Here is a 23,504-nt window from a genome sequence, read left to right on the forward strand (position 1 = left end):
TGTCTATTTATTAATGACAGCCTTAGTTAAACAGCCAAGGGGCCTGTTGCTGACGTTTTTGTTCGTAACGCTTAATACTGCTGGTTTGTTCCAAGGTTAAACCAATGTCATCTAAACCATTCAACAAACAATGCCGTCTAAAACTATCTATAGAAAAAGCAATATCGCCTGCACTAGAACCACGGATCACACCTGTTTCAAGATCTACCGTCAATTCAAACCCTTTGTTAGCTTGCGTGTCTTCAAACAACTGATCTACCTGTTCACTTAAAAGGGTAATTGGCAACATGCCATTCTTAAAACAGTTGTTATAAAAAATGTCAGCAAAGCTTGGGGCAATGACACAAGAGATACCAAAATCCAACAAAGCCCAAGGCGCGTGTTCGCGACTAGATCCGCAACCAAAGTTATCCTTTGCTAAGAGTATCTTTGCTCCTTTGTAGCGTGGAAAGTTCAATACGAAGTCTGGGTTAATAGGTCTTTTACTTGCATCTTGATCTGGCTGACCTTCATCTAAATAACGTAACTCGTCAAATAGATTAGGGCCAAAGCCAGAGCGCTTAATTGATTTTAAAAACTGTTTTGGAATAATCATGTCAGTGTCAACATTGGCTCTATCCAAAGGTGCGGTAATGCCTGTTAACTGTGTAAATGCTTGCATCTTATATTGCTCCGCTATCTGTTATCAATTAAAGGTGCGTACGTCTACAAAGTGACCAGCAATCGCAGCTGCTGCAGCCATGGCTGGGCTCACTAAATGAGTGCGCCCACCAAAACCTTGACGGCCTTCAAAGTTGCGGTTAGAAGTGGATGCACAATGTTCACCAGCACCCAACTTGTCAGCATTCATGGCTAAGCACATAGAACAGCCTGGCTCACGCCATTCAAGTCCCGCATTGGTAAAAATGGTGTGTAATCCCTCTGCCTCTGCTTGCGCCTTAACCAAACCAGAACCAGGCACAACCAAAGCTTGTTTTAAGGTTTTAGCCACTTGATGGCCTTCTACTACCGCAGCAGCTGCACGCAAATCTTCAATACGACTATTAGTACATGAGCCAATAAACACTCGGTCTAACTGAATATCGGTAATCGCCTGATCTGCGGTTAGGCCCATATACTCAAGGGCACGAATAATGCCAGAGGCTTTAACGTCGTCTTTTTCTTTAGCAGGGTCAGGTACGTTGGCAAACACGGGAAGCACCATTTCTGGCGAGGTACCCCATGTAACTTGAGGCGCAATGCCTGCACCATCTAAAACCACCACATGATCAAACTCTGCGTCCGCATCAGAATGTAAGTCTTGCCACGCAGCAACAGCTAAATCCCAGTTAGCACCCTTTGGAGAAAAAGGGCGGCCTTCAACGTAATCAATGGTGGTCTGGTCTACCGCCACCATACCAACCCGTGCACCAGCCTCAATAGCCATGTTACACACGGTCATGCGGCCTTCCATAGACATGCCTTCAAATACCTTGCCACCGAACTCAATGGCGTAGCCAGTGCCGCCAGCGGTACCAATGACACCAATAATGGCTAACACCACGTCTTTAGAAGTCACGCCTTCACCTAAATCACCATCCACACGTACTAACATGTTCTGGGATTTTTTTTGAATAAGGCACTGAGTGGCCAATACATGCTCTACTTCTGACGTTCCAATACCGTGGGCTAATGCACCCAGAGCACCGTGTGTGGCGGTATGAGAATCGCCGCATACAACCGTCATGCCTGGTAACGTTGCACCCTGCTCTGGGCCAACTACATGCACAATACCTTGTCGCTCATCTTGCATTTTAAATTCAGTAATACCAAACTCATCACAGTTATCATCCAAGGTAACTACTTGAATTTTAGATACAGGGTCTTCAATGCCTTCCACACCAATAGCACGTTCGTCAAAGGTAGTAGGTACGTTATGATCTGGCGTAGCCAAGTTAGTGTCTATGCGCCATGGTTTTCGGCCTGCAATACGCAAGCCCTCAAAGGCCTGGGGTGAAGTCACTTCATGCAGAAGATGGCGATCAATATAAATCAGACAGCTACCATCGTCTTGCTGTTTAACAAGATGGGCGTCCCACAGTTTGTCATATAGAGTTTTGGCAGCCATTTCTAATCCTCAACGTAGGTAAGTAGAGGACTATTATACCTAGCCCATATCAATAACTCTAATTCCAATTTATTTACTTTACTATTCCATTTGGCTATTCCAATGGATGATACGAATAGGTATTCTTCACCTATGGATAGTCTCGCATTAAAGGCCTTTATGGCTGTCGCTGAACAGGGTTCGTTTTCACGGGCTGCAGATGAACTGTTCCTCACCCAACCTGCTGTAAGTAAACGTATTGTTAAACTTGAAGGCCAGCTTAAAACCCGTTTATTTGATCGTATTGGGCGTAATGTGTCCTTAACCGTTGCTGGCCAGCACTTACTGCCCAAAGCCAAGTCCATATTAGCAGCCATGGAAAATACTGCGGACGAGCTAACTAACTTATCTGGCCGCATAGGTGGGCGTCTGCGCATTGCCACCAGCCATCACATTAGCTTACACCGCTTACCAGAGCCTCTAGGTAAATTTATAGCACTCTACCCTCAAGTGGAGCTTGATATTCAGTTTGCTGAGTCTGAGGTTATTTACGAAGGTGTGTTACAAGGTCGATGGCAGCTAGGCATTATTACTCTTAACCCAGAACCTCACCCTCAGTTGCAGCAGCAAGCCATTTGGCAAGATACAATGCAATTTGTGGCAGCGCCAGAGCATCCTCTTTGTCGACAGGCCTCTGTTAACTTATCTCAATTAAGCAGTTTTCCTGCACTATTGAGCAAAACCAACACTTTTACACGGCGTATTGTAGAACAAGACTTTGCAGCCCAGAGCCTTGCTCTTAATGTAGCCATGTCAACCAACAATTTAGATACCATTAGGATGATGGTAAGCATTGGAATGGGCTGGAGCATTCTGCCCCAAACATTGATAAATTCAAAGATAAAGGTAATCGATACACTATCTAAACCTGTTGTTAGAAAATTAGGGTGTGTATGGCACCAACAACGAAGCTTATCTAATGCTGCTGAGGCATTTATAGAGTTGCTGCAAACCCCTTTAACTCGCTAGTTATTCACGACAAATAATGCTTGGCTACTTTGCTCTAAAAATATTCTCCAACAGGTGATTATTTTGTTCCCAACAGAGCAAACGTAGTTTAGAATGCGACGAATTCTATTAGGGATAATAGTCTTACTATATTGCTTTTCGTTAGCCCATTTAAAATAATAAAGAGGCAGCCATGTCCGAAAAAAAACCTATTCGCTACGCTTTTTTGCAAATCCCTAATTATTCTATGGTGACCTTCTCGTCTGCAGTCGCTAGCCTACGTGGAGCTAACTACATCAGCAAGCAAGACTTATATGAATGGGAAGTTGTCTCAATGGACGGTGCTCCCGTTACAGCCAGTGTTGGTTTTGAAGTGACACCTACCATCCACATTAATGACCTCAACTTAAATGGCTTAGAAGCACTAATCGTTTGTGGTGGCACCTACATAGATCGGGCCTATGATAAAGGCACCTTAGCGTATTTACGTAAGGCAGCTAATGCTAAAGTCAAGATTGGGTCTACCTGCACAGGCAGTTACTTATTAGCCGCAGCTGGTTTGTTAGATGGCTACAAATCTACGATTCACTGGGAGAACCTAGCCAGTATGCGCGAAGAGTTTCCTAACGTATTGATGTCATCTAATTTATTTGCCATCGACCGTGATCGTTTTACCTGTTCTGGTGGTAATTCCTCTTTAGATATGATGTTGCAGTTTGTTAGCCACCATCATGGCCCAGAACTGGCAGCCGCCGTTTCTGAAATGTTCATTATGGAACGTATACGTGACCACCACGATACACAACGTATTCCACTGCGTTTGCACCTAGGTAATAGCCAGCCTAAGCTGATTGAAGCCGTGGCACTGATGGAGGCAAATTTAGAAGAAACCATTAGTTTGGACGATTTGGCACAGTATGTAGGCGTCTCTCGTCGCCAGCTAGAGCGTTTGTTCCAAAAGCACCTAAAGTGCGTGCCATCGCGTTATTATTTAGAATTGCGCCTTAACCGCGCTCGTCAGCTTTTATTACAAACCAACCTATCTATCATTGATGTGTCTTTAGCTTGTGGTTTTGTGTCTGCACCCCACTTTTCTAAGTGTTACCGAGACTTTTTTGGCATTCCACCAAGGGAAGAACGTCGTCGTTTCTCACCTGGTCAAAGTGTTCGTGCCGCTGAAGAAAGTGTTAAAGAACAATTGATTAATGGTACCGAAGAAGGTTTTAGAGAAGATTTCGATGGCACTATGAACACCAATCTCCCAAATGACTTGCCAGATCAATAGCTAGCCAATAAAGTTCAAGCGTTAAGAATAGCTATGGCAAGCTCACTGCCTGGTAACTCTAAGGCAGCGATCCAAACCATCATGCCGATCAGTGCTGCTGCTGTGAGCAGATACCAGATTAAGCTAAATACAATGCCATACAGGTTGAGTTTTAGCTTTGGGTCCTGATCGAAGCTATTCCAGTCGGCTAACAAATCAACCAACCCCATAATGCCAAAGAAGCCAATTAGGGCGAATCCGTGGGTAAAACTATAGCCAATCAGCAACCCAGAAATCACCACCAAGCCTACGTAGATGAATCGACTACGACCTGAATAAACCAGGGCTTTCACTACGCGGCCACCATCCAACGGATAGATTGGCAACAGGTTGACCAGATTAACCAACGCACTGACAGAGGCAACTAGGCCTATAAAGTGGTTGTCTGTAATAACGAAGCCTATAAAAAATGCCACACTCATGGCTAAGCCAAAAACAGGCCCCATCATGGCAATATATAGTTCCTGCCAATGAGTTTTGGGGCTGTCACCTACTGCAACACCACCAACAAACGGAATGATGTAAATGCCCTTTGTGGGGATGCCAAAACGTTTCATGGCACGAATATGACCGTATTCATGGAACATTAAAATAGCCAACAAGGTCACTGCAAATTCAAAGCTGAGCATAATGGTCCAGCCAGACAGCGCCATAGCCACAAGAGCCGCCTTAAAAACTTTAACGCTCTTAAATAGCTTTAGGGCGATGCCTATCATCACCCCCATACGTGCACGATTGGTAGTTTGCATGCTTCTAGTTATCCCTTACGACGGCGGCGTTTCTTTTCACCCCCTTCAGTTTCAGCTTTAGCTTCCTTAATCGGTGGCAAGGTCACTACTTTTTCCAACTCTGGAAACGCATCTACCTTATTAGGAAATGCCATGGCATCTATAAATAACTGTTGGAAGTTTGGCTCTACCGCAGTTTCTATTTTTTCAATGTTACGCACTACTTGTTCAATTTCTGCTCGTGATTCTGCATTAAGTAAAGCGATGCGAGCGCCGGTGCCCGCTGCATTACCTGCAGAAGACACTTCATCTAAAGCGCAATCTGGAATCAAACCTAAAACCATGGCGTACTTTACATCAATGTGGCTGCCAAAAGCGCCAGCGAAACGAATACGATCCACCTTATTTATCTGCTGATATTGCATCAACAACTTCACACCAGCATACAACGCAGATTTAGCTAACTGTATAGCACGGATGTCATTTTGCATGATTTTAACAGCACCACGAGTTTCTGTGGATGGCATAATTTCGTATGAAAAGGTGCGGCCGTCTGGCTGAATGCGAGGATTAATGGCAGCTAGGTTACCATCTACAACGCCGTCTTGGGTGATAACGCCAGATAAATACATTTCTGCCACAACTTCAATAATACCAGAACCACAAATGCCAGTAATACCTGTTTTTGCTGTAGCTTCGTCAAAACCTGCTTCATCAGACCACAATTCACAGCTGATAACCTGGAAACGAGGTTCCAAGGTTACCGGATCAATACGAATACGTTCGATGGCACCAGCGGCAGCACGTTGGCCACAACTAATTTGAGCACCTTCAAACGCTGGACCCGTTGGACTTGAGCAGGCAACCAGACGATGGCGGTTACCCAATACAATCTCAGCATTGGTGCCCACATCTACCAACAGGGTCATTTCATCGTGATTGTAGGGCTCTTCTGCTAATACCATACCTGCGGTGTCTGCACCTACGTGGCCAGCTATACACGGCAACAAGTAGGCACGAGCCTGTGGGTTAAGTTGTACGTCTATATCACGAGCCAAGGTGTTTACAGCCATGTCTGTGGCTAAAGCAAACGGTGCGCCTCCAAGTTCTACTGGGTTAATGCCCAATAATAGGTGGTGCATGATTGGGTTAGCAACAAACGTAATTTCTAATAAATCCGTCTTTTCGCATTCAGCCTGCTTCACAAGGTCTGTCACTAAGCCATTAATAGCTTCTCGCACGGCATTAGTCATGTCGACTTCGCCGCCTGGGTTCATCATCACATAAGACACACGACTCATAAGGTCTTCACCAAAACGAATCTGTGGGTTCATAACTCCTGAACTGGCCACTACTTCACCACTAGATAAGTTACACAAATGAGCAGCAATAGTAGTGGAACCCACGTCTACAGCAACTCCGTAAATAGTGTCTTTTAGACCAGGCCAAAGGGCAACGATTTGTTCACCTTGGCGTACAGCAACAGTTACACCCCATTTTCCTGCCCTTAAAATGGGTTGTATAGTAGCCAATAGCGCTACATCATATGACAGATTAAGCAACTGCCAATCGGCTTCTAGAGCGTTCAGCAAGCGCCTTAAGTCACCTGACGGATCATGCATGTCTGGTTCTTGCACTTCTACGTAGTACAGGCGTACTAGCGGGTTGATATCAATATCGTGGTGCTCTGCGTCTTTACGCACCATTTGGTGATGCACTTGGCTCTCTGCTGGCACATCCACTACGATGTCATTAAGCACCTTGGTGTGGCAGCTTAAACGACGACCAGGCTTAAGCTCTCGGCGTTCGGCGAACTTGAGTTCTGGCGCTGTAATGGGTTCTAAGCTATCTGCACTAGAGGTAATTCCAAACTTGGCAAATTCACCTTCACTTACAAAGATTTGGCAACGGCCACAAATGCCCCTAGCACCGCACACAGAGTCTATATCAACATTAAGATAACGAGCCGCTTGTAACAAAGGCGTACCCACAGGGAAACGTCCACGCTTACCAGAGGGAGTAAATACTACTAAAGCATCATCGGTATTAGTTTGACTCATAGGGCCATCTCAATATTTTTATGACGGGGCTAGGTAAAAATTAACCCCACATAATTAATGTTTTAATTTTGCACAAAAAAGGGCCCCTAAGGCCCCTTTAGTTATCTATCACGCACCAATACCAACCTATGCGCTACGACGACGGCCACCAGCCCGGCCACCGCGAGCGCCAACACCTACTGCATTTGGATCACGGTAGGCTTTAATCCAATCTTTACACTCTGGATCGTGGCCCATCATTAGGTTACCACCACGTACACCTAGCATTACTTCTGGGTGCATAGGGTTGATGATAGCAGAAGTCATGCCTGAGGCAACAGCGCAAGCAATAAACGCACAGTTGACGCCATTACGGTTAGGCAAACCAAAGCTAAAATTAGAAGCACCACAGGTCGTATTCACTTTAAGCTCTTTACGCAGTCGGTGCACCAGCTCCATCACCTGACGGCCAGAAGTATTAATTGCACCCACTGGCATTACCAATGGATCTACCACAACATCTGATGCTGGAATGCCATAATCGGCTGCCCTCTGAACAATTTTTTTAGCCACTTCAAAACGCACATTGATGTCTTGGGAAATACCTGTCTCATCGTTTGAGATAGCAACCACTGCTGCACCGTACTTCTTAACTAAGGGTAATACCCGGTCCAAAGACTCGTCTTCACCCGTTACTGAGTTCAACAAGGCTTTACCTTTGTATACCGCAAGACCAGCTTCTAAAGCCTCAATAATGGATGAATCAATACATAATGGCACATCAACCAAAGACTGAACCAATTGAATGGTTTTGGCCAAAATAGCCGGTTCGTCTGCTAGTGGAATACCAGCGTTAATGTCCAAAATGGTGGCGCCAGCAGCAACCTGTGCTAAAGCGTCAGCTTCTACACGGCTAAAGTCACCATTCTTCATCTCTTCAGCCAACAACTTCCGGCCAGTTGGGTTAATACGTTCACCAATTACTGCAAAAGGACGATCAAAACCAATCACAACTTCTTTGGTAGCGGAGCTGATAATAGTATCAGTCATGTATAATTCCTGCTTTAGTGTCTAATAAAGACCAGTAATCTGGCCCAAAAAATAAATTAAGAGTTAACGGTGAAACTTTTGCCGTTCAGTTCAAAATAGCCATCTTGCACTTGGTACATCCAAGCAGCAGATTTCTTTAAGCCACCTAATGGGTACAAGTGACATTGGGCAATCAAACAATCTGGGTCGTTATGAATACCCTTGACTAAATCGCGCATCAACTCACTTGGCTCTGAGGAAGGAGCATTAACATACTTGCCCAAGAATGAGTCTTTAAGGCCTAACTTCACCATATTCATAGGATTACGAGTTAAGAAACGTACAGATGCGCCCACACCACAATGGGCCGCATGACGCATAAGCGTCTTAATGGTTGCAAGGCCTGGCACACCAATGTGAATAGGTAATTCGTTACCAGCAGCACGAATATTGCGTTCCCAAACAAAAATCGGTTCTGCTTCAAACACAAACTGTGTGGCTAGATATAAACTCATGTCCGTTTGTTTAGCAAAATCGTTCTTTTCTTTAATAGCTAGAGCGCAATTATCTGGGCTGATGTCGGGGCTACCTTCTGGGTGCCCTGCTAAACCCATCTTCAAAATACCGTACTTTTCAAACAGACCCGTTTGAAGTACTTCTATCGATGAACCAAACTCTCCAACCGGTGTGTTTACACCTCCACCAATCAACAAACCTTCAGTGACACCTGTTTCACCTTGTAGTGAGGCAAGATTTTCTTCCAAGAACTTGGCAGAAGGTATAGAACGAGCAGCAAAATGTGGTACTGGGTTAAAGCCTTCATCTTTAAGACGACGGACCGTAGCCACGGTGTCTGTAAAGTCTGAACCTGGCAAAAAGGTAACGTATACAGTACAGCCTAACCGTAACAAGTCTCTAAAGTCAGCAACTTTAGCAGCGCCCCCTGGAGTGACTTCTACGGTAGTTTTTTGCATCAAGTCGATAATAGCTTGTTTTTCTGCAGCGGCATTTAGCGCCATGGGTACTTCTCCAAAAAAGGAAATAAAGCGTGCTTGGCAGCCAATTATTCAGCAATACCGCCAGCAGCAACTAATACAGCTAAGCGCTCATCTGTATAGTCAGTCTGTATCTGCTTCACAGTAGCTTCTAATACAGCTTCCAAATCGTCTCCACAGGTCGTGGTATCACGACGCCACTCTGACAAGTAGCCATCACTACCATAAAGACCAGAGCGCATGGCAGCTTTATCCACAGCCTTTTCAAAACGTTCTTCTAGTGGCCGTTTGGCGCTAGTACGACCTTGTTTAACAATGACTTGGGCGGGAATGTCGCGCCACATAACGATGGTTAGTTTTGCCATTTGATTACCTGTTCAGTGTAGTTACTGTAATGAGCGCTCAGTTCTTCGGCCATTTGGCCATAACCTGTTTCCACTCGCTCATACTTTAAACCCAGTTTTTCTGCAGCCGCTTCGGCAAAATGATCAAGTTGCCTATCCGGTTCCTGAACTAGGTAAACTAATTTTGTATAATGAGCAAACATCAGTTCAATAAGTTTAGGGTGTTTATTTAAACCCATACCTTCCATAATGAGCTGCTCAAAATGTTTGGCGAGGTAGTCAGTTAGGTAAAAGGAACCTATTTCCTGCTCCGCCATGGCGGCAAAGTTTTCACTACCACTATAAAATTCATAACAGTGAGAACCTGATAAACGTTGAATATTGTACCTATCCAACACCTTATCAAGTTGGCCTCCAGTGCCACAATCACCAAAAGCTGCAAACACGTGGTCGTAATCCCCTGCATAGGCTGCCAACCGTTCTTCAACAGCCGCAGGAATTTGGTCTGGCCTATTATGTAATTCAGCCGGTATCTGTGTCACTTTTAAATGTTTCCAGCCACTACTCTTGGCAACCGCCATCACTTCTCGAGCAATGGCGCCACAGGTAATGACGAGGAGACTTGCAGGTTGCATGGGTTCCCCTATACCTTAACTAAGCCGTGCTAAGCCGCACGCTTTGCAGCAATGAACTTCTTCGCTGTTTCTACAGCGACTGCAGCATCGCGACAATACGCATCTGCACCAACAGCATCACCAAACTCTTCGTTAAGTGGTGCACCACCAACAAGAACTATGAAATCGTCACGGATACCCTGTTCTTTCATGGTGTCGATAACAACTTTCATGTAAGGCATAGTAGTGGTCAGTAGCGCAGACATGCCAAGAATATCTGGTTTATGTTCTTCTAAAGCTGCTAAGTACTTGTCTACAGGGCAGTTGATGCCAAGATCGATTACTTCAAAGCCAGCACCTTCCCACATCATGGCAACAAGGTTCTTGCCAATATCGTGGATATCGCCTTTAACTGTGCCAATAACGGCTTTACCTACAGGCAGCGCTCCCGTTTCAGCAAGTAACGGGCGTAGTATTTTCATGCCTGCTTTCATTGCATTGGCGGCCATTAGCACTTCTGGCACAAACAAAATACCATCACGGAAATCAATACCTACAATGTTCATCCCACCCACAAGGGCGTCGTTTAGCACTCTGTCTGGCATCCAACCACGACCCAGCAAGATTTCTGTACCCTCTGCAATTTCATCTTCCATACCATCATAGAGGTCGTCATGCATCTGTACCGTAAGGTCTTCGTCACTAAGACTATTCAGATCGAGGTCTTCTTCATACTGGTCATCGGACATAGATTCTTCTCCTACAGGAAAGTGGCATTACATTGAGGCTTCAAAGAATGGCAATATCAGGGCGCTAGATTATCTAGGATGGTGATTTTGAGCTAACTTGCCTACGACAAAGCATTATCGAAACGCGACCGATTATGCATCTTTAGACTAGACACTAAGGATCTATCATACCACTAGCAAACCCTTGCGTTACGTGAGTTTTACCCATGCAGCCTGAATCATATTCAAGTCAAGCAACAAACACATTCACATCATCACCGCCCACTAATAACAAGATGACCTAACATGCTGATCGAAATTAAGATAAAATGCTCGTCGAATTAGCAAGTCTATTATCGAGCAGCTCCCAATTGGGCTGTTTTCTATTACTAAAATGAGCTATCCCATAATGGCACACCTTATCGACGGCAAGCAGTACGCTGCTAAACTACGTGAAAAAATGACCGGTCAAATTTCTTCTATGAAAGCAGACCACAACATCGTTCCCGGCTTAGCCGTTGTGCTAGTAGGGGAAGACCCTGCCAGCCAAGTTTACGTGCGCAGCAAGGGCAAGCAAGCCAAGGAATGTGGCATCACATCTATTGAACACAAACTAGAAGACACCACATCGGAAGCGTTTTTGCTTAATCTGATTAATGACATGAACAACGACCCGGCCATCAATGGCATTTTGGTCCAACTGCCATTACCCAAGCACATTGACTCAGCTAAGGTTCTTGAGGCTATTGACCCCGCCAAAGACGTCGATGGGTTTCACCCAATTAACGTCGGTATGTTGTCTACTGGTGGCGAAGGCATGATTCCATGCACCCCTCTTGGTAGCCTTATGATGCTGCAAGATTACCATGGTGATCTAACAGGCATGAACGCTGTTGTTGTAGGCCGTTCTAACATCGTTGGAAAGCCAATGTTTAACCTTTTGCTTCAGCAAAGCTGTACCGTAACCGTTGCCCACTCTCGCACCAAGAACATCGAAGCTGTTGTGCGTGAAGCAGACATCGTTGTTGCAGCTGTAGGTGTTCCTGAGCTTGTTAAAGGTGACTGGATCAAACCAGGTGCAACTGTAATTGACGTGGGCATCAATCGTATTGAAACCGCTGATGGCAAAACCAAGCTAGTGGGTGACGTCCATTTTGAAAGTGCAGAAAAAGTAGCTGGCGCAATCACCCCTGTGCCAGGCGGTGTTGGCCCAATGACTATTGCATGTTTGCTGTATAACACAATGGTTGCTACCTGCCGCCATAACAACGTTGATTTGCCAACTGCATAACTGCTTGATTGCTTCGCCCACAAAGACACATAGCAGTTGTTGTGAGGAGCGAAGCGACAAAGTAACCCAATAAAAAAGGCCTCAATTGAGACCTTTTTTATTGCTTATCACTTATTAATGACGAGTATCAGGAACGTAGTTCTGTCCTACAGAACTGGCACAAATCCGGCTTAAACGGTTGAAGGAAAACCCAGTTTGTTGACGCCAATCGTTAAAGCAACCTTGTACCTTAGTTAAGTCGCTTTTATTTGAAGGTTGATTGGCAACGTCTAGCCCTGCACCTTGTAAGCATGTCACCACATCAGCACTAAGCATAAATGTATCCAGACCCATTTGGCGCAACATGCGAGGTCCACTCATACCTCCCAAGCGGCAACCAGCAAGCTTTAGATGCCGATACAGTCCCACCAAATCATCTTCTGGCCACTGTTGCAAAAAGGCTGCATAACTGCCAAATTGATGACTTTGGTCATTAATATAAGCAGCATTTTGCGGTACGGTCAGTATTTTCGTCATATGACGTACAATACGTTTGTCACGACCAAATGTTTCTAATTGCTCAGGGCTGAGAAGAACTATCTTTTGCGTATCAAAACCAAAAAAAACTGTTTCAAAATTGGGCCATTTATTCTCTATGACCCGCCATATAGATCCAGCCTGAAATACCACTTTGGTCATCATGGATAAAAACCGATGGTCAGCTTGGGATGCAAACACTGCTTTGGACAAGGGTTCTGCAATCCGAACCTCTAACCCTCGCTCTCCACCCTTGCGCTGCAAAGCCCGGTTAAGAATGGGCTGGAAATCCACCATGAATTACCTCTCTATTTAACTTCGTGTGAAACATTATAACTAAGTCAGCTTTGCATTGCTTCGCTTCAATCCCAAAAACAGGCTTAGACATTAGGCCTATAAACTGTCAGAGAAAGATGCATAAGGGCAAAGAAATCTAACACATTCCAAACGGTATCCACAAAAAAAGGCCTCAAATGAGGCCCTTTTATTTACTTACAATAGCTTATTTATAAACTGGGAAGCGTGCACAAAGCGCAGAAACTTTGCCACGCACTTCTGTGTTAACTGCATCGTCTTCAATGTTATCCATCACGTCACACATCCAACCTGTAAGATTACGCACTTCTTCTGGACCAAAACCACGGGTGGTGATTGCCGGCGTACCTACACGAATACCAGAGGTCACAAAAGGTGATTGTGGGTCGTTAGGGACAGAGTTCTTGTTTACAGTAATGTGGGCGTTACCTAACGCAGCATCGGCAGCCTTACCAGTAATACCCTTAGCAATTAGGTCAACCAACATCAGGTGATTTTCCGTGCCACCCGAAACGATCTTGTAACCGCGCGACTGGAATACCTCTGCCATTACCTTAGCATTGACACATACTTGGCCTTGGTATTCAGTAAATGAAGGCTCTAACGCTTCTTTGAAGGCTACCGCTTTAGCAGCGATAACGTGCATCAAAGGACCACCCTGCTGGCCTGGGAACACTGCCGAGTTAAACTTTTTCTCAAGTTCTGGGTTAGCCTTAGCAACGATTAAACCACCTCGTGGACCACGCAGGGTCTTATGGGTCGTGGTAGTGCAAACATCTGCATACGGCACTGGGTTAGGATAATGACCAGTAGCCACTAAACCAGCAACATGAGCCATATCAACAAGAAGATAAGCACCAACGCTATCAGCGATATCACGGAATTTACTCCAGTCCATCACCTGTGAGTATGCAGAAAATCCTGCCACGATCATTTTTGGCTGGTGCTCAGTAGCTAGACGTTGAATTTCATCATAGTCCAAAGTACCTGCTTCATTCAGCCCATATTGGATTGCGTTATAGTTTTTGCCAGAGAAGTTTACATGTGAACCGTGAGTTAAGTGACCACCGTGAGCTAAACTCATGCCCAGAATTGTATCACCTGGTGTAATCAAGGCTTGGTATACTGCAGCGTTAGCTTGTGAGCCAGAGTGGGGCTGCACATTAACGTAGTCAGCACCAAACAACAGCTTGGCTCGCTCTATAGCCAATACCTCAGCCGTATCTACATGCTCACAACCACCATAGTAACGCTTGTGAGGATAACCTTCAGCATACTTGTTGGTTAGGCCAGACCCTTGAGCTTCCATTACGCGGGTGCTAGTGTAGTTTTCTGAAGCAATCAATTCCACGTGATCTTCTTGGCGCTGCTCTTCTGCTTGAATACTGGCCCAAAGTTCCGGGTCAAAGTCACTGATACGATCGGACTTGTTAAACATTACTTACTCCCAAAAAATGAATTCCCAACAAAGGGACATATAATTGCTAAAACTGTAAAATCTATACGACCAATTAACAGACCTTTGTGCATGGCCAAACTAAAATATTTTCAATCGTGCATGATAGCGACTATGAGTTAGTCCACTTAGTTTGATACGACACTGCGTTGTGTGGCAGCGAATTATAACCGTTGTATTGGCTCTATATAACCACAAAGAGCCAACAAATGTAGTAAAGCCAGCGGCTCAAGCCATCAAATTTAGATATGTTTGTTATTTGTTAAATCTATAAGACGACTAGCACCGCAAGTACTGACGAGACATCACAGGGTTGGCTTGCAACCCATATACCCAGCTTACAAAATAGCCTTAAAAATTTGGGTAGCTTGGGGGTTTTATAAACGATCGCTTAACCAAATTCAATAACTGCAACACTACCCTATTATCGTTTGAATTCGAGTAGCAAATCGGTTTAATTCCTCGGCAGACTGATACTTACCTATGCACTACAGCAGATATTATATTACCTACGCTTATTGCTATTGGCTTGTATATTTGACCCTATCACATTAGCTTTTTTTGGTTTCAATATCATTACAGTCACCTTAACCCCAACCATATCGACAACCAGATAATTCGACCAACCATGATAGGCTTTAATGATATTAGTCACGGTTTTTTATAGCCCTGATCACCAGTCCAAAGCCTGGCCTTTAGGCTAAAGGGATTAATCTTTTTATACGCCTGCTTTACCGATTAACAACACCATTTCTCGGCTGCCTATCACTTTAACCTGAGTACCAGCTGATAAATTGGTTTCAGATTCCACACGCCATAAGGTGTCTCCCACCTGCATCTTGCCTTGGCCACCTGTCATATCTTTGGTTAGAGCAAACTCGCGACCAACCAACTGAGAAGCGCGATCATTTAATTTAGGTAAATCTGTTTCTTGGTTAAAGCCCCTGAAGCGATACCAAAACCAAACCGAACATAACAGGCCCAATAACGCAAACAAGGATATTTGTTTCTGCCATGATAAGTCAGGCCAAATGTAGCTAATGAGAGCTACTTCCAAGGCTGCCATTACCGCACCTAATAAGAAACCAGCAGCGCCTAGAGCTTCGCCAGCAATTAACACAATAGCTAAGATAATCCAGTGCCAAAACTGCATGGCTTCAAAAAATTCGATCATTAGGTTTTATCACTCATTTCTTTAACAAGTTCACTGATGCCCGCAACAGAGCCAATCACACTGCTGGCCTCTAGAGGAATCATCATCACCTTGTTGTTATCAGATGCCGCTAGTTTACCTAAAGCATCAATGTATTTCTGGGCAATAAAGTAATTAACCGCCCGTGAATCACCATTTTGAATCGCTTCGGACACCATTTGAGTGGCTTTAGCTTCTGCTTCTGCTAATCGTTCACGAGCTTCAGCTTCGCGCTTAGCCGCTTCTAACTGACCTTCAGCTTTAAGGATTTCAGACTGTTTCTGGCCTTCGGCTATTTTAATTGCCGCTTCACGTTCGCCTTCTGCTTCCAAAATTTGTGCACGTTTCTCCCGTTCAGCCTTCATTTGCCGCGCCATGGCTGTGACCAAATCTTGTGGTGGCGCAATGTCTTTAATTTCGATACGGGTAACCTTCACACCCCACGGGTCCGTAGCATCATCAACCTTTGCCAACAAATTGCCATTGATACGTTCGCGGTTAGACAACATTTCGTCAAGTTCCATAGACCCCAATACAGCACGGATATTGGTCATTACCAAGGTTTGCATCGCTCGTTCTAAATCGTTTATTTCATAAGCTGCTTTGGCTGCATCCTGAATTTGAAAGAAACACACTGCATCCGTCATCACTTGGGCATTATCTGAGGAAATGATTTCCTGTGGGTCTACATCCAGCACCTGCTCCATCATATTGAGCTTTTGACCAACAGCATCTATAAAGGGCACTAATAAATGTAAACCTGGGTTGAGTGTGCGGGTGTATTTACCAAACCGTTCAACGGTCCAATTATATCCTTGGGGCACCATGCGGATACCTTTAAAGATGATTAGCACGGCCACCATAGTAAAAAACAGTGCCGTTAAACTCTGGCCCAAATCAGCAATTGTCATAAACAAACCCTTATAGATAAATATGAAAGATTAATCATAGCCTTAGTTTGATAAAAAAGCATGATTTATCCCATACAATTTAACCACCCTACTGTTTCCTGACCAAAGCGCATGTGCGAGAATAGCTATAGTTTGTAATTTTGCTATACCCGACTTCAAACAAGGAAACACCATGCCCAACAGCTTGTCGACGAGTGCCCGCCAAAATCAGCTCACCACTCATTACGCCAAAGGCGCGGCAGAAGCACTTTCTGCATTGAGCCGCAAGCGGTCAAGAGTACACTGCATTACTAGCACGGTGGCACAAGACATTTCCTCAGACGTCATATTAGCCGTGGGTGCTGGCTCATGTTTCACCATAGGGGTAGAAGAAATTACCGAATTGGTATCGGTTACTAATAGTCTTGTAGTGAACATAGGCACACTTGATAGCAACCGCAAGGCTGCCATCCGCCCCGCTATTCAAGCAGCCAATGATTATTCAAAACCTTGGGTTTTAGACCCAGTTTCGGTCCACGCCTCAAAGAAACGCTGCGCCTACGCCATGGAACTGTTGCACTTTAGGCCCCACGTGATTCGCGCTAATGCTATGGAAATTAAGGCTCTGGCTGGTTCATCCAGCCCTATGGCCGCTCAGGAACTAGCCTTACAACAAGGCTGTGTAGTGGCCCAAACAGGCGAAACAGATTTAGTAACCAATGGTGTAAAAACCATCATGATCGCCAATGGCCACGAAATGCAAACCCGCATCTCAGCCATGGGGTGCGCTACTACAGCATTTATGGCGTGCTTTATGGCAGTAGACCATGATGCATTTGATGCTGCAGTTCAGGCATTACTAACCATGGGTGTAGCGGCAGAACTAGCCGCAAACAAATCCTTAGGCCCAGGCAGTATGCACATGAACCTTTTGGATTCTATTTATGCCATTAACGAACAAACCCTCTCCCGTTATGGCCATGTGTTAGAACTGGAACCTTCTAAATAGCACTTTATTAGGAACTAAGGTGAGCAAACGCCCCTTTTAAATTCGCCACCTGAGGGCTTTGGGTAAAATCACAACCTTCTGCTATGTGGCCCAAATGGTGGGCCATTAACGTCTGGCCTTGTGCTTCGTCACCTAATCTTACGGCTTCTAGCAAGTGGCTATGTTCATCCCTAGCACAGGCATTACCACCACCATGGTTGTACATTGTGATAATGAGGGATGTCTGAGAAATTAACCCGCGTAACGCATGAACAAAAGGCTGGTTACCCGCTACAATAGCTAGCTGTAAGTGAAACTCTCCAGAACGCCGCAACGCCGTGGCCATATCACCTTGGTCAATGGCACTTTGTTCTAGGTCTATCATGTGCTGCAATTGCTGCACATCGGCCAACTTACAGCGCTGGCATGCCAACCTCACAACGGCTAGTTCAATGGTGTGCCGAGCTAACAAAATTTGCTCAGCTAAATCAGGCGTTGGTGCGGCAACAAAGGCACCTCGATTCTTATGAATTTCTACTACTTGCTCCAGCTGCAAACGTTGTAATGCTTGCCTAATAAGAGTGCGGCTTACATTAAACAACAACGTTAATTCCACTTCATTAAGCTTAGTACCAGGCGCAAGGCGCTGGGACAGAATGCCATCGAACAACTGTCGGTAGGCATCCATTGGAGCATCTTGCTTAGCCAAAGATAAAGACACTAGATTAACTACCTCGATAAGTGGAATAACTGTATGGCGAAACCAGCAATGGCACATGGTAATGTTCGCCTGCTTCAGCAATGCCAAAGCGCAGAGTAACCTCACTCAAAAATGCTGGGCTTGGCTGCACAATATTAGCTTGCTTAAAATAAGCTTCAACACCAAACTCAAGTTCGTATAGACCTATGGAGAAAGATTCATCCTGTAACAAAGGCCCATCGCAGCGGCCATCGCTATTGGTCATTTGCTGGCTTAACAATTGGCGCTGGTCATCCAAAATCCGATAAAGGCTTACAGACATGTTACTACCAGGCACACCCTGGGCCGTATCTAATACATGTGTAGTTAAAAATCCCATGACATCAATCCTTATTTTATGTTCGCACCATCTGCAATCCAACGACCTAGCTGATCACGCTCGTCTTGAGTCATGCCTGTGCTGTTGCCCAATGGCATGATATAACTGGCTACAGATTGTAAATAAATACGATCTTTATGGCGCTTAATTTGCTCAATTGAGTCAAACATCAAACCCGCAGGTGCTGTAGAAAAAGCTGCATGGGAAGGTGAAGCTGAGTGGCAAGAAGCGCAATGTGTCGCCACAATAGCGTGAGCTTGTTCTGGCGTTACACTGGCAACAACTTCAGTTCCTTCACCGGCGGTGCTTTTAGCACTAGCACCTGGAATATGCGGTACCGTTACATAAGCCATCACCAATAAGGCTAATACCGCTGCAGGCAACGCCCAAACAAACTGCTGGCCATTATGGCGGGTATTAAAGTAATGACGAACAGCTACACTCACAAGGGATAAGCCTAACAAGATCACCCAGTTCCACTCGTGCCCATAAGTACTTGGGAAATGGCTACTGATCATAATAAAGATTACTGGCAAGGTGAGATAGTTATTATGTCGTGAACGCAGCAAACCGTTCTTAGGCAAGGCTGGATCTGGTTCAGTGCCCGCTTCTACGGCACCTACTAAGTTTCTCTGAGCAGGCATAATTATAAAAAATACGTTACCCACCATCATGGTACCTATCACAGCGCCTACGTGCAGGTAAGCCGCACGTCCCGTCATAAATTGGCTAAAGCCCCACGATAAAAGAACTAAGAAAAGCATCAATGCCAACCCTAACAAAATTGGCTGGTGGCGCAATGAGCTCTTACACAACAGATCGTAAACAAACCACCCAATCATCAAGCTACCTAGCCCAATGGCTACACCTGCTGCAGGAGCTACAGGAGAGCCTGGCAAAATCAAATAAGTGGCAGCATTAAGATAATACACAGTGATTAAAAGAAGCACCCCAGAAATCCATGTGCTGTAGGCTTCCCACTTAAACCAATGTAACTGTTTGGGCATGGTGGTTGGGGCTAACTTGTACTTTTGCAGGTGATAAATACCACCGCCATGAATGGCCCATAACTCACCGGCTAATTCTTGGTTCTTCACTTGGCGGTCTAGGTTATTCTCTAACCAAACAAAATAGAAAGAAGCACCGATCCAAGCAATACCCACAATCACATGCACCCAACGGATGGTTAAGTTCAACCACTCTAATAAATGAGCTTCCATAATTATTCTCTATTGTTAATTACTATTGTTAGCTTAAGCGGCTTAAATCATTAATAAGATCAGTCACGTCTAGCTGGCCACACTCGTCTTCATTAAACATTACCTCATTGAGGTTATTGCCTTCCCCTGCTCTATCTACCACCAAAAAGTTTTGTTCTGGGGCTAAGATCAATAACGGGTGGTGCCATACGCCAGTACTGTAGTTGACGCCCTGCTTACCATTAGATACAAAGGCTCTAATATCGGCTAATTTTGGTTCTGGTCCTGCTTTGGCAACCACTACTAAAAATGGCGTTGCGGTCAACGGCATAAAAGCTTGGCTACCTAATGGATGACGCTCCATCATGGTAATGGCAATAGGTGCAGGCCTGCTTTTACTGCTAAATATGCTAATAATCGCATCATCTTTAGGTTGATCCGTTTTAACGGTAGCCAACTTATGGTGACGCCAAGTATAACCTTGGTTAATGCCAAATCCATCGCCCTCATGGGCCTCTATCACGTCGCCAAAATCAGCAAAGGCTTCTGCTGTTAAGGCCTCAATTATAATCGACGCAGCCATTAGGATGTTTTTCCTTCAGCTACGATATGGCCTTTAATACGCAGTCGAGAAACACCACCATCTGGGAAAATATTCAAACGCACGTGGGTTACAGGGCCAAGTTTCGCCACCTCATTGGTGTAACCATGTATGTGGTGCATGCTTAGCTTTTGAGATGGTAATAGTTCAGGCCAGTATAGGCTTTGGGCTGCCATTTGTTCATCACTACCACCTTCTACAAAGGCTGCTTGAATAGAGCAAGAATCTGGAAAGTTGCCCTTAAAGTGTGCGGTGTCGACTTCAATTTCACTCACAGCACCCGCGTGACCTAGAGCAATTATCACCCAATCAAAGCCTGGAATACGACGGCGAGCGGTTTCCCAGCCATCACCCATGTTAATGCCACGGCCCGGGGCTAAAATATTATCCATAGTGCCAAAGTGTTCATTGCTGCACAGCAACGCACGTCCTCCGTTACCCATGGCCGCAAGATCAACTAAATTATTGGCTTCTTCTGCCCAATCTTTAACCACCTCACCATAAATGCGCAAACGGGCAACACCACCGTCCGGGTACATATGGAAGCGCACATGGCTGAATACTTCATCACAGTTAATGGCTTCAATATGGTGGCTGTCACCTTGAAGGTTTAACGCAGGCAGTACTTGTTGCCACTTAGTATCATCTGTTGGGTCACCTTCTGCCATGTAACACGCTTCCAGAGACACGCTAGGTGCATAGTTACCGGTAAAGAAGCTGGTATCAATGTTAAGACCACGGATACGGCCCGGCAAACCTAAACGCACGGTGCAATGGTCGTGGCCTTGTTGGCGCTTACGGCGAGATTCCCAGCCATCCATCCACTTGCCATTATCGTCATAAACCCCTTCTTTCCACACAGGATCGTGGCTTTGTAGCATACGGCTCATTTCGGCGAAAAAATCATCTGTACAATGAATAGCCTCAGCACCTATGCGTGCGTCGGCCAAATTAGTCATACGAGCGTAGGGGTTATTCGGTCGTTGTTGGTCAGTCATGGTGTGTCCTATTAATAAATACAGATTACATATCGGCCATGCGAAAGCTGGCGATTTTGTTAATTTCAGTTAGCGCTTGAGCAAATTCAACGTCTGCAACGTGATGAATACGTGTTTCAAATGCCCCTAAAATTTGATGCCTATCACTACCTTTCACGGCCTTAATAAAGGGAAAATCAAACTTGGTTTTATACGCTTCATTTAATTGCGTAAAACGGGCAAACTCTGCTGCAGTGCATTCGCTAATACCAGCACCAGCCTGTTCAGAAGTAGACGCAGCGGTAAGGTCGCCACGAATAGCGGCTTTGCCAGCTAAATCTGGATGAGCACAAATCAGCGCTAGCTGTTGGTGCTTAGTCGCTCCCAACAAAATCTGTTGAAATACCGCTAAAAGTGCGTCGGCATCATTTAAATTCGCAGGCAACCCTAAATCAAACACCTCTTCAGCAACCCAAGGCGAATGCTCATAAAGGTCTTTAAAGTGCTCAACAAAGTCCTTTCGAGTCATTTGGCTAGGCGTACAGGTGGATAATAATCTCATGTTAGTTTTACACTTTAATTTTAGCGGCACTATCAGACGCTGGATGATACTGCTGCCAATGACGTGCGATATCAATGCGCCGTGCACACCAAACATCGTCAAACTGACCCACATACTCTAAAAAGCGTTGAATGCCCTTAAGCCTTGCTGGGCGGCCCAACAAACGACAATGCATACCAATAGATAACATTTTAGGTGCCGTGGCACCCTCTTCGTAAAGTACATCAAAAGCATCTTTCAGATATTGGAAGAACTGTTCACTGGTATGGAAGCCTTGGGGTGTAGCAAAACGCATGTCATTAGTGTCTAAGGTATAAGGAATTACCAAATGAGGCTTACCTTCACCGCTGGTACCGCGGCTCCAAAAAGGCAGGTCATCACTATAATCATCAGAATCGTAAGCAAAACCACCCTCTTCCATTACTAGGTCTCGGGTATTGGGACTATTGCGCCCTGTGTACCAACCTAAAGGACGTTCGCCAGTAACTTGGGTGAGGATGTTAATAGCCTCAAGCATGTGCTTTCGTTCTAGCTCAAGGTCCATGTATTGGTAATCGATCCAGCGTAAACCATGGCTACAAATTTCATGGCCACGTGAATGCATTTCTTGCACTACTGCCGGGTGGCGTTGAGCCGCCATAGCAACAGCAAAAATGGTAAGGGGTATATCGTGTTTTTTGAACAGATCTAAAATACGCCATACACCTGCACGGCTGCCGTATTCGTAAATAGATTCCATGCTAGGGTGGCGCACTCCCTGGTACGGCTGCACACCAATAATTTCAGATAAAAACGCTTCAGACTCGCTATCACCATGCAATACACAGCGTTCACTACCTTCTTCATAATTGAGTACAAAAGACAAAGCCAGACGGGCTTTATTGGGCCATTCTACTTTGGGTGGTTGGCCATTATAGCCAATCAGATCTCTAGGATATGCGTCGGTCATTGAGCTTCCATTTTTATTGTACATAATATTGTATACAATATAAGTGAAGATGAACAAAAATGCCAGCTTTAAGGGAGCTAACTAGGATAACAGTGACTTATCGAAACTCAATATTAACTGTTTCAGATGTGGCCAAATTCACTTGAGCATTGCAGTTAACATTGTGTCTCCATATTAAGATGGTATTGTTTTTACCGTATTTTTGGCGTCTGTCATTATGGTAGGCGGCATATAACACGCCTTTTTAAAAAACCTGTTATATGCCGTAATCCCATTCTACTTTTGAAAAGTAGCACCTTAAAACATTTATACCAGTAGTTATGACAGGATTTTTGAGCGTCTAGGTGCTCTGCGTTCGCTTTCCAGTGTTTAATCGACTCTAGATCTGCCCAGTAGGAAACCGTTATACCAACATCCGCTCTTGCTGCTTCCACCCCCAAAAAGCCAGGTTGTTGTTCTGCTAGCTCAACCATCCTATTGGCCATTTCATCATATCCATGATCACCATTTGTGCGTGTAGAAGTAAAAATAACAGCAAAATAGGGCGGTTGGGGGGGGTATTAGCAATAATCAACGCACCGCAACCCAAACCCT

At 45.0% G+C, this 23,504-nt stretch carries 25 protein-coding genes; 4 read left to right on the plus strand and 21 right to left on the minus strand.

Annotated features, from left to right (window positions below; translation table 11 throughout):
• Positions 1 to 22: 22 nt before the first annotated feature.
• Both leuD and leuC read right to left on the minus strand, forming a co-directional pair.
• Positions 23 to 661, minus strand: a complete 639-nt coding sequence (gene leuD, locus ABXT70_RS07530; protein WP_443639875.1) for a 3-isopropylmalate dehydratase small subunit — start codon at positions 659 to 661, stop codon at positions 23 to 25.
• Positions 662 to 685: 24 nt separating this feature from the next.
• Positions 686 to 2,107 carry a 3-isopropylmalate dehydratase large subunit gene (gene leuC / locus ABXT70_RS07535; protein WP_443639876.1) on the minus strand — a complete coding sequence of 474 codons (1,422 nt, stop codon included), beginning with the start codon at positions 2,105 to 2,107 and terminating at the stop codon, positions 686 to 688.
• Positions 2,108 to 2,209: 102 nt separating this feature from the next.
• Here leuC and ABXT70_RS07540 point away from each other — a divergent pair, with 102 nt between their 5' ends.
• Both ABXT70_RS07540 and ABXT70_RS07545 read left to right on the plus strand, forming a co-directional pair.
• Positions 2,210 to 3,115, plus strand: coding sequence for a LysR family transcriptional regulator (locus tag ABXT70_RS07540; protein WP_443639877.1), 906 nt, complete (start codon positions 2,210 to 2,212; stop codon positions 3,113 to 3,115).
• A gap of 172 nt (positions 3,116 to 3,287) precedes the next feature.
• Positions 3,288 to 4,379 (plus strand): GlxA family transcriptional regulator, encoded by a 1,092-nt coding sequence (locus ABXT70_RS07545; protein ID WP_443639878.1) that lies wholly within the window; start codon positions 3,288 to 3,290, stop codon positions 4,377 to 4,379.
• A gap of 14 nt (positions 4,380 to 4,393) precedes the next feature.
• Here ABXT70_RS07545 and ABXT70_RS07550 read toward each other — a convergent pair whose 3' ends face one another.
• From ABXT70_RS07550 to ABXT70_RS07580, 7 genes are all read right to left on the minus strand, one after another.
• Entirely contained in the window at positions 4,394 to 5,167 is a 774-nt protein-coding gene (locus tag ABXT70_RS07550) for a site-2 protease family protein (protein ID WP_443639879.1), read from the minus strand.
• An 8-nt stretch (positions 5,168 to 5,175) separates the two neighbouring features.
• Positions 5,176 to 7,206 (minus strand): ASKHA domain-containing protein, encoded by a 2,031-nt coding sequence (locus ABXT70_RS07555; protein WP_443639880.1) that lies wholly within the window; start codon positions 7,204 to 7,206, stop codon positions 5,176 to 5,178.
• A 126-nt stretch (positions 7,207 to 7,332) separates the two neighbouring features.
• Positions 7,333 to 8,235, minus strand: coding sequence for a dihydropteroate synthase (locus tag ABXT70_RS07560; RefSeq protein ID WP_443639881.1), 903 nt, complete (start codon positions 8,233 to 8,235; stop codon positions 7,333 to 7,335).
• A gap of 56 nt (positions 8,236 to 8,291) precedes the next feature.
• On the minus strand, positions 8,292 to 9,233 hold the full coding sequence (locus tag ABXT70_RS07565; RefSeq protein ID WP_443639882.1) for a hypothetical protein: 942 nt from the start codon (positions 9,231 to 9,233) through the stop codon (positions 8,292 to 8,294).
• 44 nt (positions 9,234 to 9,277) lie between these two features.
• Entirely contained in the window at positions 9,278 to 9,574 is a 297-nt protein-coding gene (locus tag ABXT70_RS07570) for a virulence factor (protein WP_443639883.1), read from the minus strand.
• The gene (locus tag ABXT70_RS07575; protein ID WP_443639884.1) at positions 9,562 to 10,188 is read right to left on the minus strand and encodes a DUF1638 domain-containing protein; all 627 of its coding nucleotides are present in this window, start codon (positions 10,186 to 10,188) and stop codon (positions 9,562 to 9,564) included. Before ABXT70_RS07575 ends, ABXT70_RS07570 begins: the two co-directional genes overlap by 13 nt.
• Positions 10,189 to 10,217: 29 nt before the next feature.
• Positions 10,218 to 10,916 (minus strand): corrinoid protein, encoded by a 699-nt coding sequence (locus ABXT70_RS07580; RefSeq protein ID WP_443639885.1) that lies wholly within the window; start codon positions 10,914 to 10,916, stop codon positions 10,218 to 10,220.
• A 388-nt stretch (positions 10,917 to 11,304) separates the two neighbouring features.
• Here ABXT70_RS07580 and folD point away from each other — a divergent pair, with 388 nt between their 5' ends.
• Positions 11,305 to 12,186 (plus strand): bifunctional methylenetetrahydrofolate dehydrogenase/methenyltetrahydrofolate cyclohydrolase FolD, encoded by an 882-nt coding sequence (gene folD / locus ABXT70_RS07585; protein ID WP_443639886.1) that lies wholly within the window; start codon positions 11,305 to 11,307, stop codon positions 12,184 to 12,186.
• 114 nt (positions 12,187 to 12,300) lie between these two features.
• Here the strand turns inward: folD and ABXT70_RS07590 are convergent, their stop codons facing one another.
• The 4 genes from ABXT70_RS07590 to ABXT70_RS07605 all read right to left on the minus strand — a co-directional run bounded on the left by ABXT70_RS07590 (position 12,301) and on the right by ABXT70_RS07605 (position 16,576).
• Entirely contained in the window at positions 12,301 to 12,999 is a 699-nt protein-coding gene (locus tag ABXT70_RS07590) for a DNA-3-methyladenine glycosylase I (RefSeq protein WP_443639887.1), read from the minus strand.
• 205 nt (positions 13,000 to 13,204) lie between these two features.
• A complete protein-coding gene (glyA, locus tag ABXT70_RS07595; protein ID WP_443639888.1) occupies positions 13,205 to 14,455 on the minus strand; it encodes a serine hydroxymethyltransferase in 1,251 nt (416 codons plus the stop codon).
• Positions 14,456 to 15,191: 736 nt separating this feature from the next.
• A complete protein-coding gene (locus tag ABXT70_RS07600) occupies positions 15,192 to 15,647 on the minus strand; it encodes an NfeD family protein (RefSeq protein WP_443639889.1) in 456 nt (151 codons plus the stop codon).
• Positions 15,647 to 16,576: an SPFH domain-containing protein gene (locus ABXT70_RS07605; protein ID WP_443639890.1), complete on the minus strand. Its 930-nt coding sequence runs from the start codon at positions 16,574 to 16,576 to the stop codon at positions 15,647 to 15,649. The genes ABXT70_RS07600 and ABXT70_RS07605 overlap by 1 nt, the downstream gene beginning before the upstream one ends.
• Before the next feature lie 172 nt (positions 16,577 to 16,748).
• Here ABXT70_RS07605 and ABXT70_RS07610 point away from each other — a divergent pair, with 172 nt between their 5' ends.
• The gene (locus ABXT70_RS07610) at positions 16,749 to 17,564 is read left to right on the plus strand and encodes a hydroxyethylthiazole kinase (RefSeq protein WP_443639891.1); all 816 of its coding nucleotides are present in this window, start codon (positions 16,749 to 16,751) and stop codon (positions 17,562 to 17,564) included.
• A gap of 7 nt (positions 17,565 to 17,571) precedes the next feature.
• On the opposite strand, the gene ABXT70_RS07615 is transcribed toward ABXT70_RS07610, so the two are convergent.
• The 8 genes from ABXT70_RS07615 to ABXT70_RS07650 form a co-directional block, all read right to left on the minus strand.
• Complete coding sequence (locus ABXT70_RS07615) at positions 17,572 to 18,264, minus strand: GntR family transcriptional regulator (protein WP_443639892.1); 693 nt, start codon at positions 18,262 to 18,264, stop codon at positions 17,572 to 17,574.
• Between the two features lie 4 nt (positions 18,265 to 18,268).
• Positions 18,269 to 18,622 (minus strand): hydroxyisourate hydrolase, encoded by a 354-nt coding sequence (gene uraH, locus ABXT70_RS07620; RefSeq protein WP_443639893.1) that lies wholly within the window; start codon positions 18,620 to 18,622, stop codon positions 18,269 to 18,271.
• Positions 18,623 to 18,633: 11 nt separating this feature from the next.
• Positions 18,634 to 19,842 (minus strand): urate hydroxylase PuuD, encoded by a 1,209-nt coding sequence (locus ABXT70_RS07625; RefSeq protein ID WP_443639894.1) that lies wholly within the window; start codon positions 19,840 to 19,842, stop codon positions 18,634 to 18,636.
• A gap of 28 nt (positions 19,843 to 19,870) precedes the next feature.
• Entirely contained in the window at positions 19,871 to 20,404 is a 534-nt protein-coding gene (locus tag ABXT70_RS07630) for an ureidoglycolate lyase (RefSeq protein ID WP_443639895.1), read from the minus strand.
• Complete coding sequence (alc, locus tag ABXT70_RS07635) at positions 20,404 to 21,420, minus strand: allantoicase (protein ID WP_443639896.1); 1,017 nt, start codon at positions 21,418 to 21,420, stop codon at positions 20,404 to 20,406. Before alc ends, ABXT70_RS07630 begins: the two co-directional genes overlap by 1 nt.
• 25 nt (positions 21,421 to 21,445) lie before the next feature.
• The gene (uraD, locus tag ABXT70_RS07640) at positions 21,446 to 21,961 is read right to left on the minus strand and encodes a 2-oxo-4-hydroxy-4-carboxy-5-ureidoimidazoline decarboxylase (protein ID WP_443639897.1); all 516 of its coding nucleotides are present in this window, start codon (positions 21,959 to 21,961) and stop codon (positions 21,446 to 21,448) included.
• A 7-nt stretch (positions 21,962 to 21,968) separates the two neighbouring features.
• Entirely contained in the window at positions 21,969 to 22,910 is a 942-nt protein-coding gene (gene puuE / locus ABXT70_RS07645; protein WP_443639898.1) for an allantoinase PuuE, read from the minus strand.
• Positions 22,911 to 23,125: 215 nt separating this feature from the next.
• Positions 23,126 to 23,395 carry an antibiotic biosynthesis monooxygenase family protein gene (locus ABXT70_RS07650; protein WP_443639899.1) on the minus strand — a complete coding sequence of 90 codons (270 nt, stop codon included), beginning with the start codon at positions 23,393 to 23,395 and terminating at the stop codon, positions 23,126 to 23,128.
• Between the last annotated feature and the right edge of the window lie 109 nt (positions 23,396 to 23,504).

This window comes from Candidatus Njordibacter sp. Uisw_039, assembly GCF_047730075.1.
Taxonomy (GTDB): Bacteria; Pseudomonadota; Gammaproteobacteria; order Pseudomonadales; family Balneatricaceae; genus Njordibacter.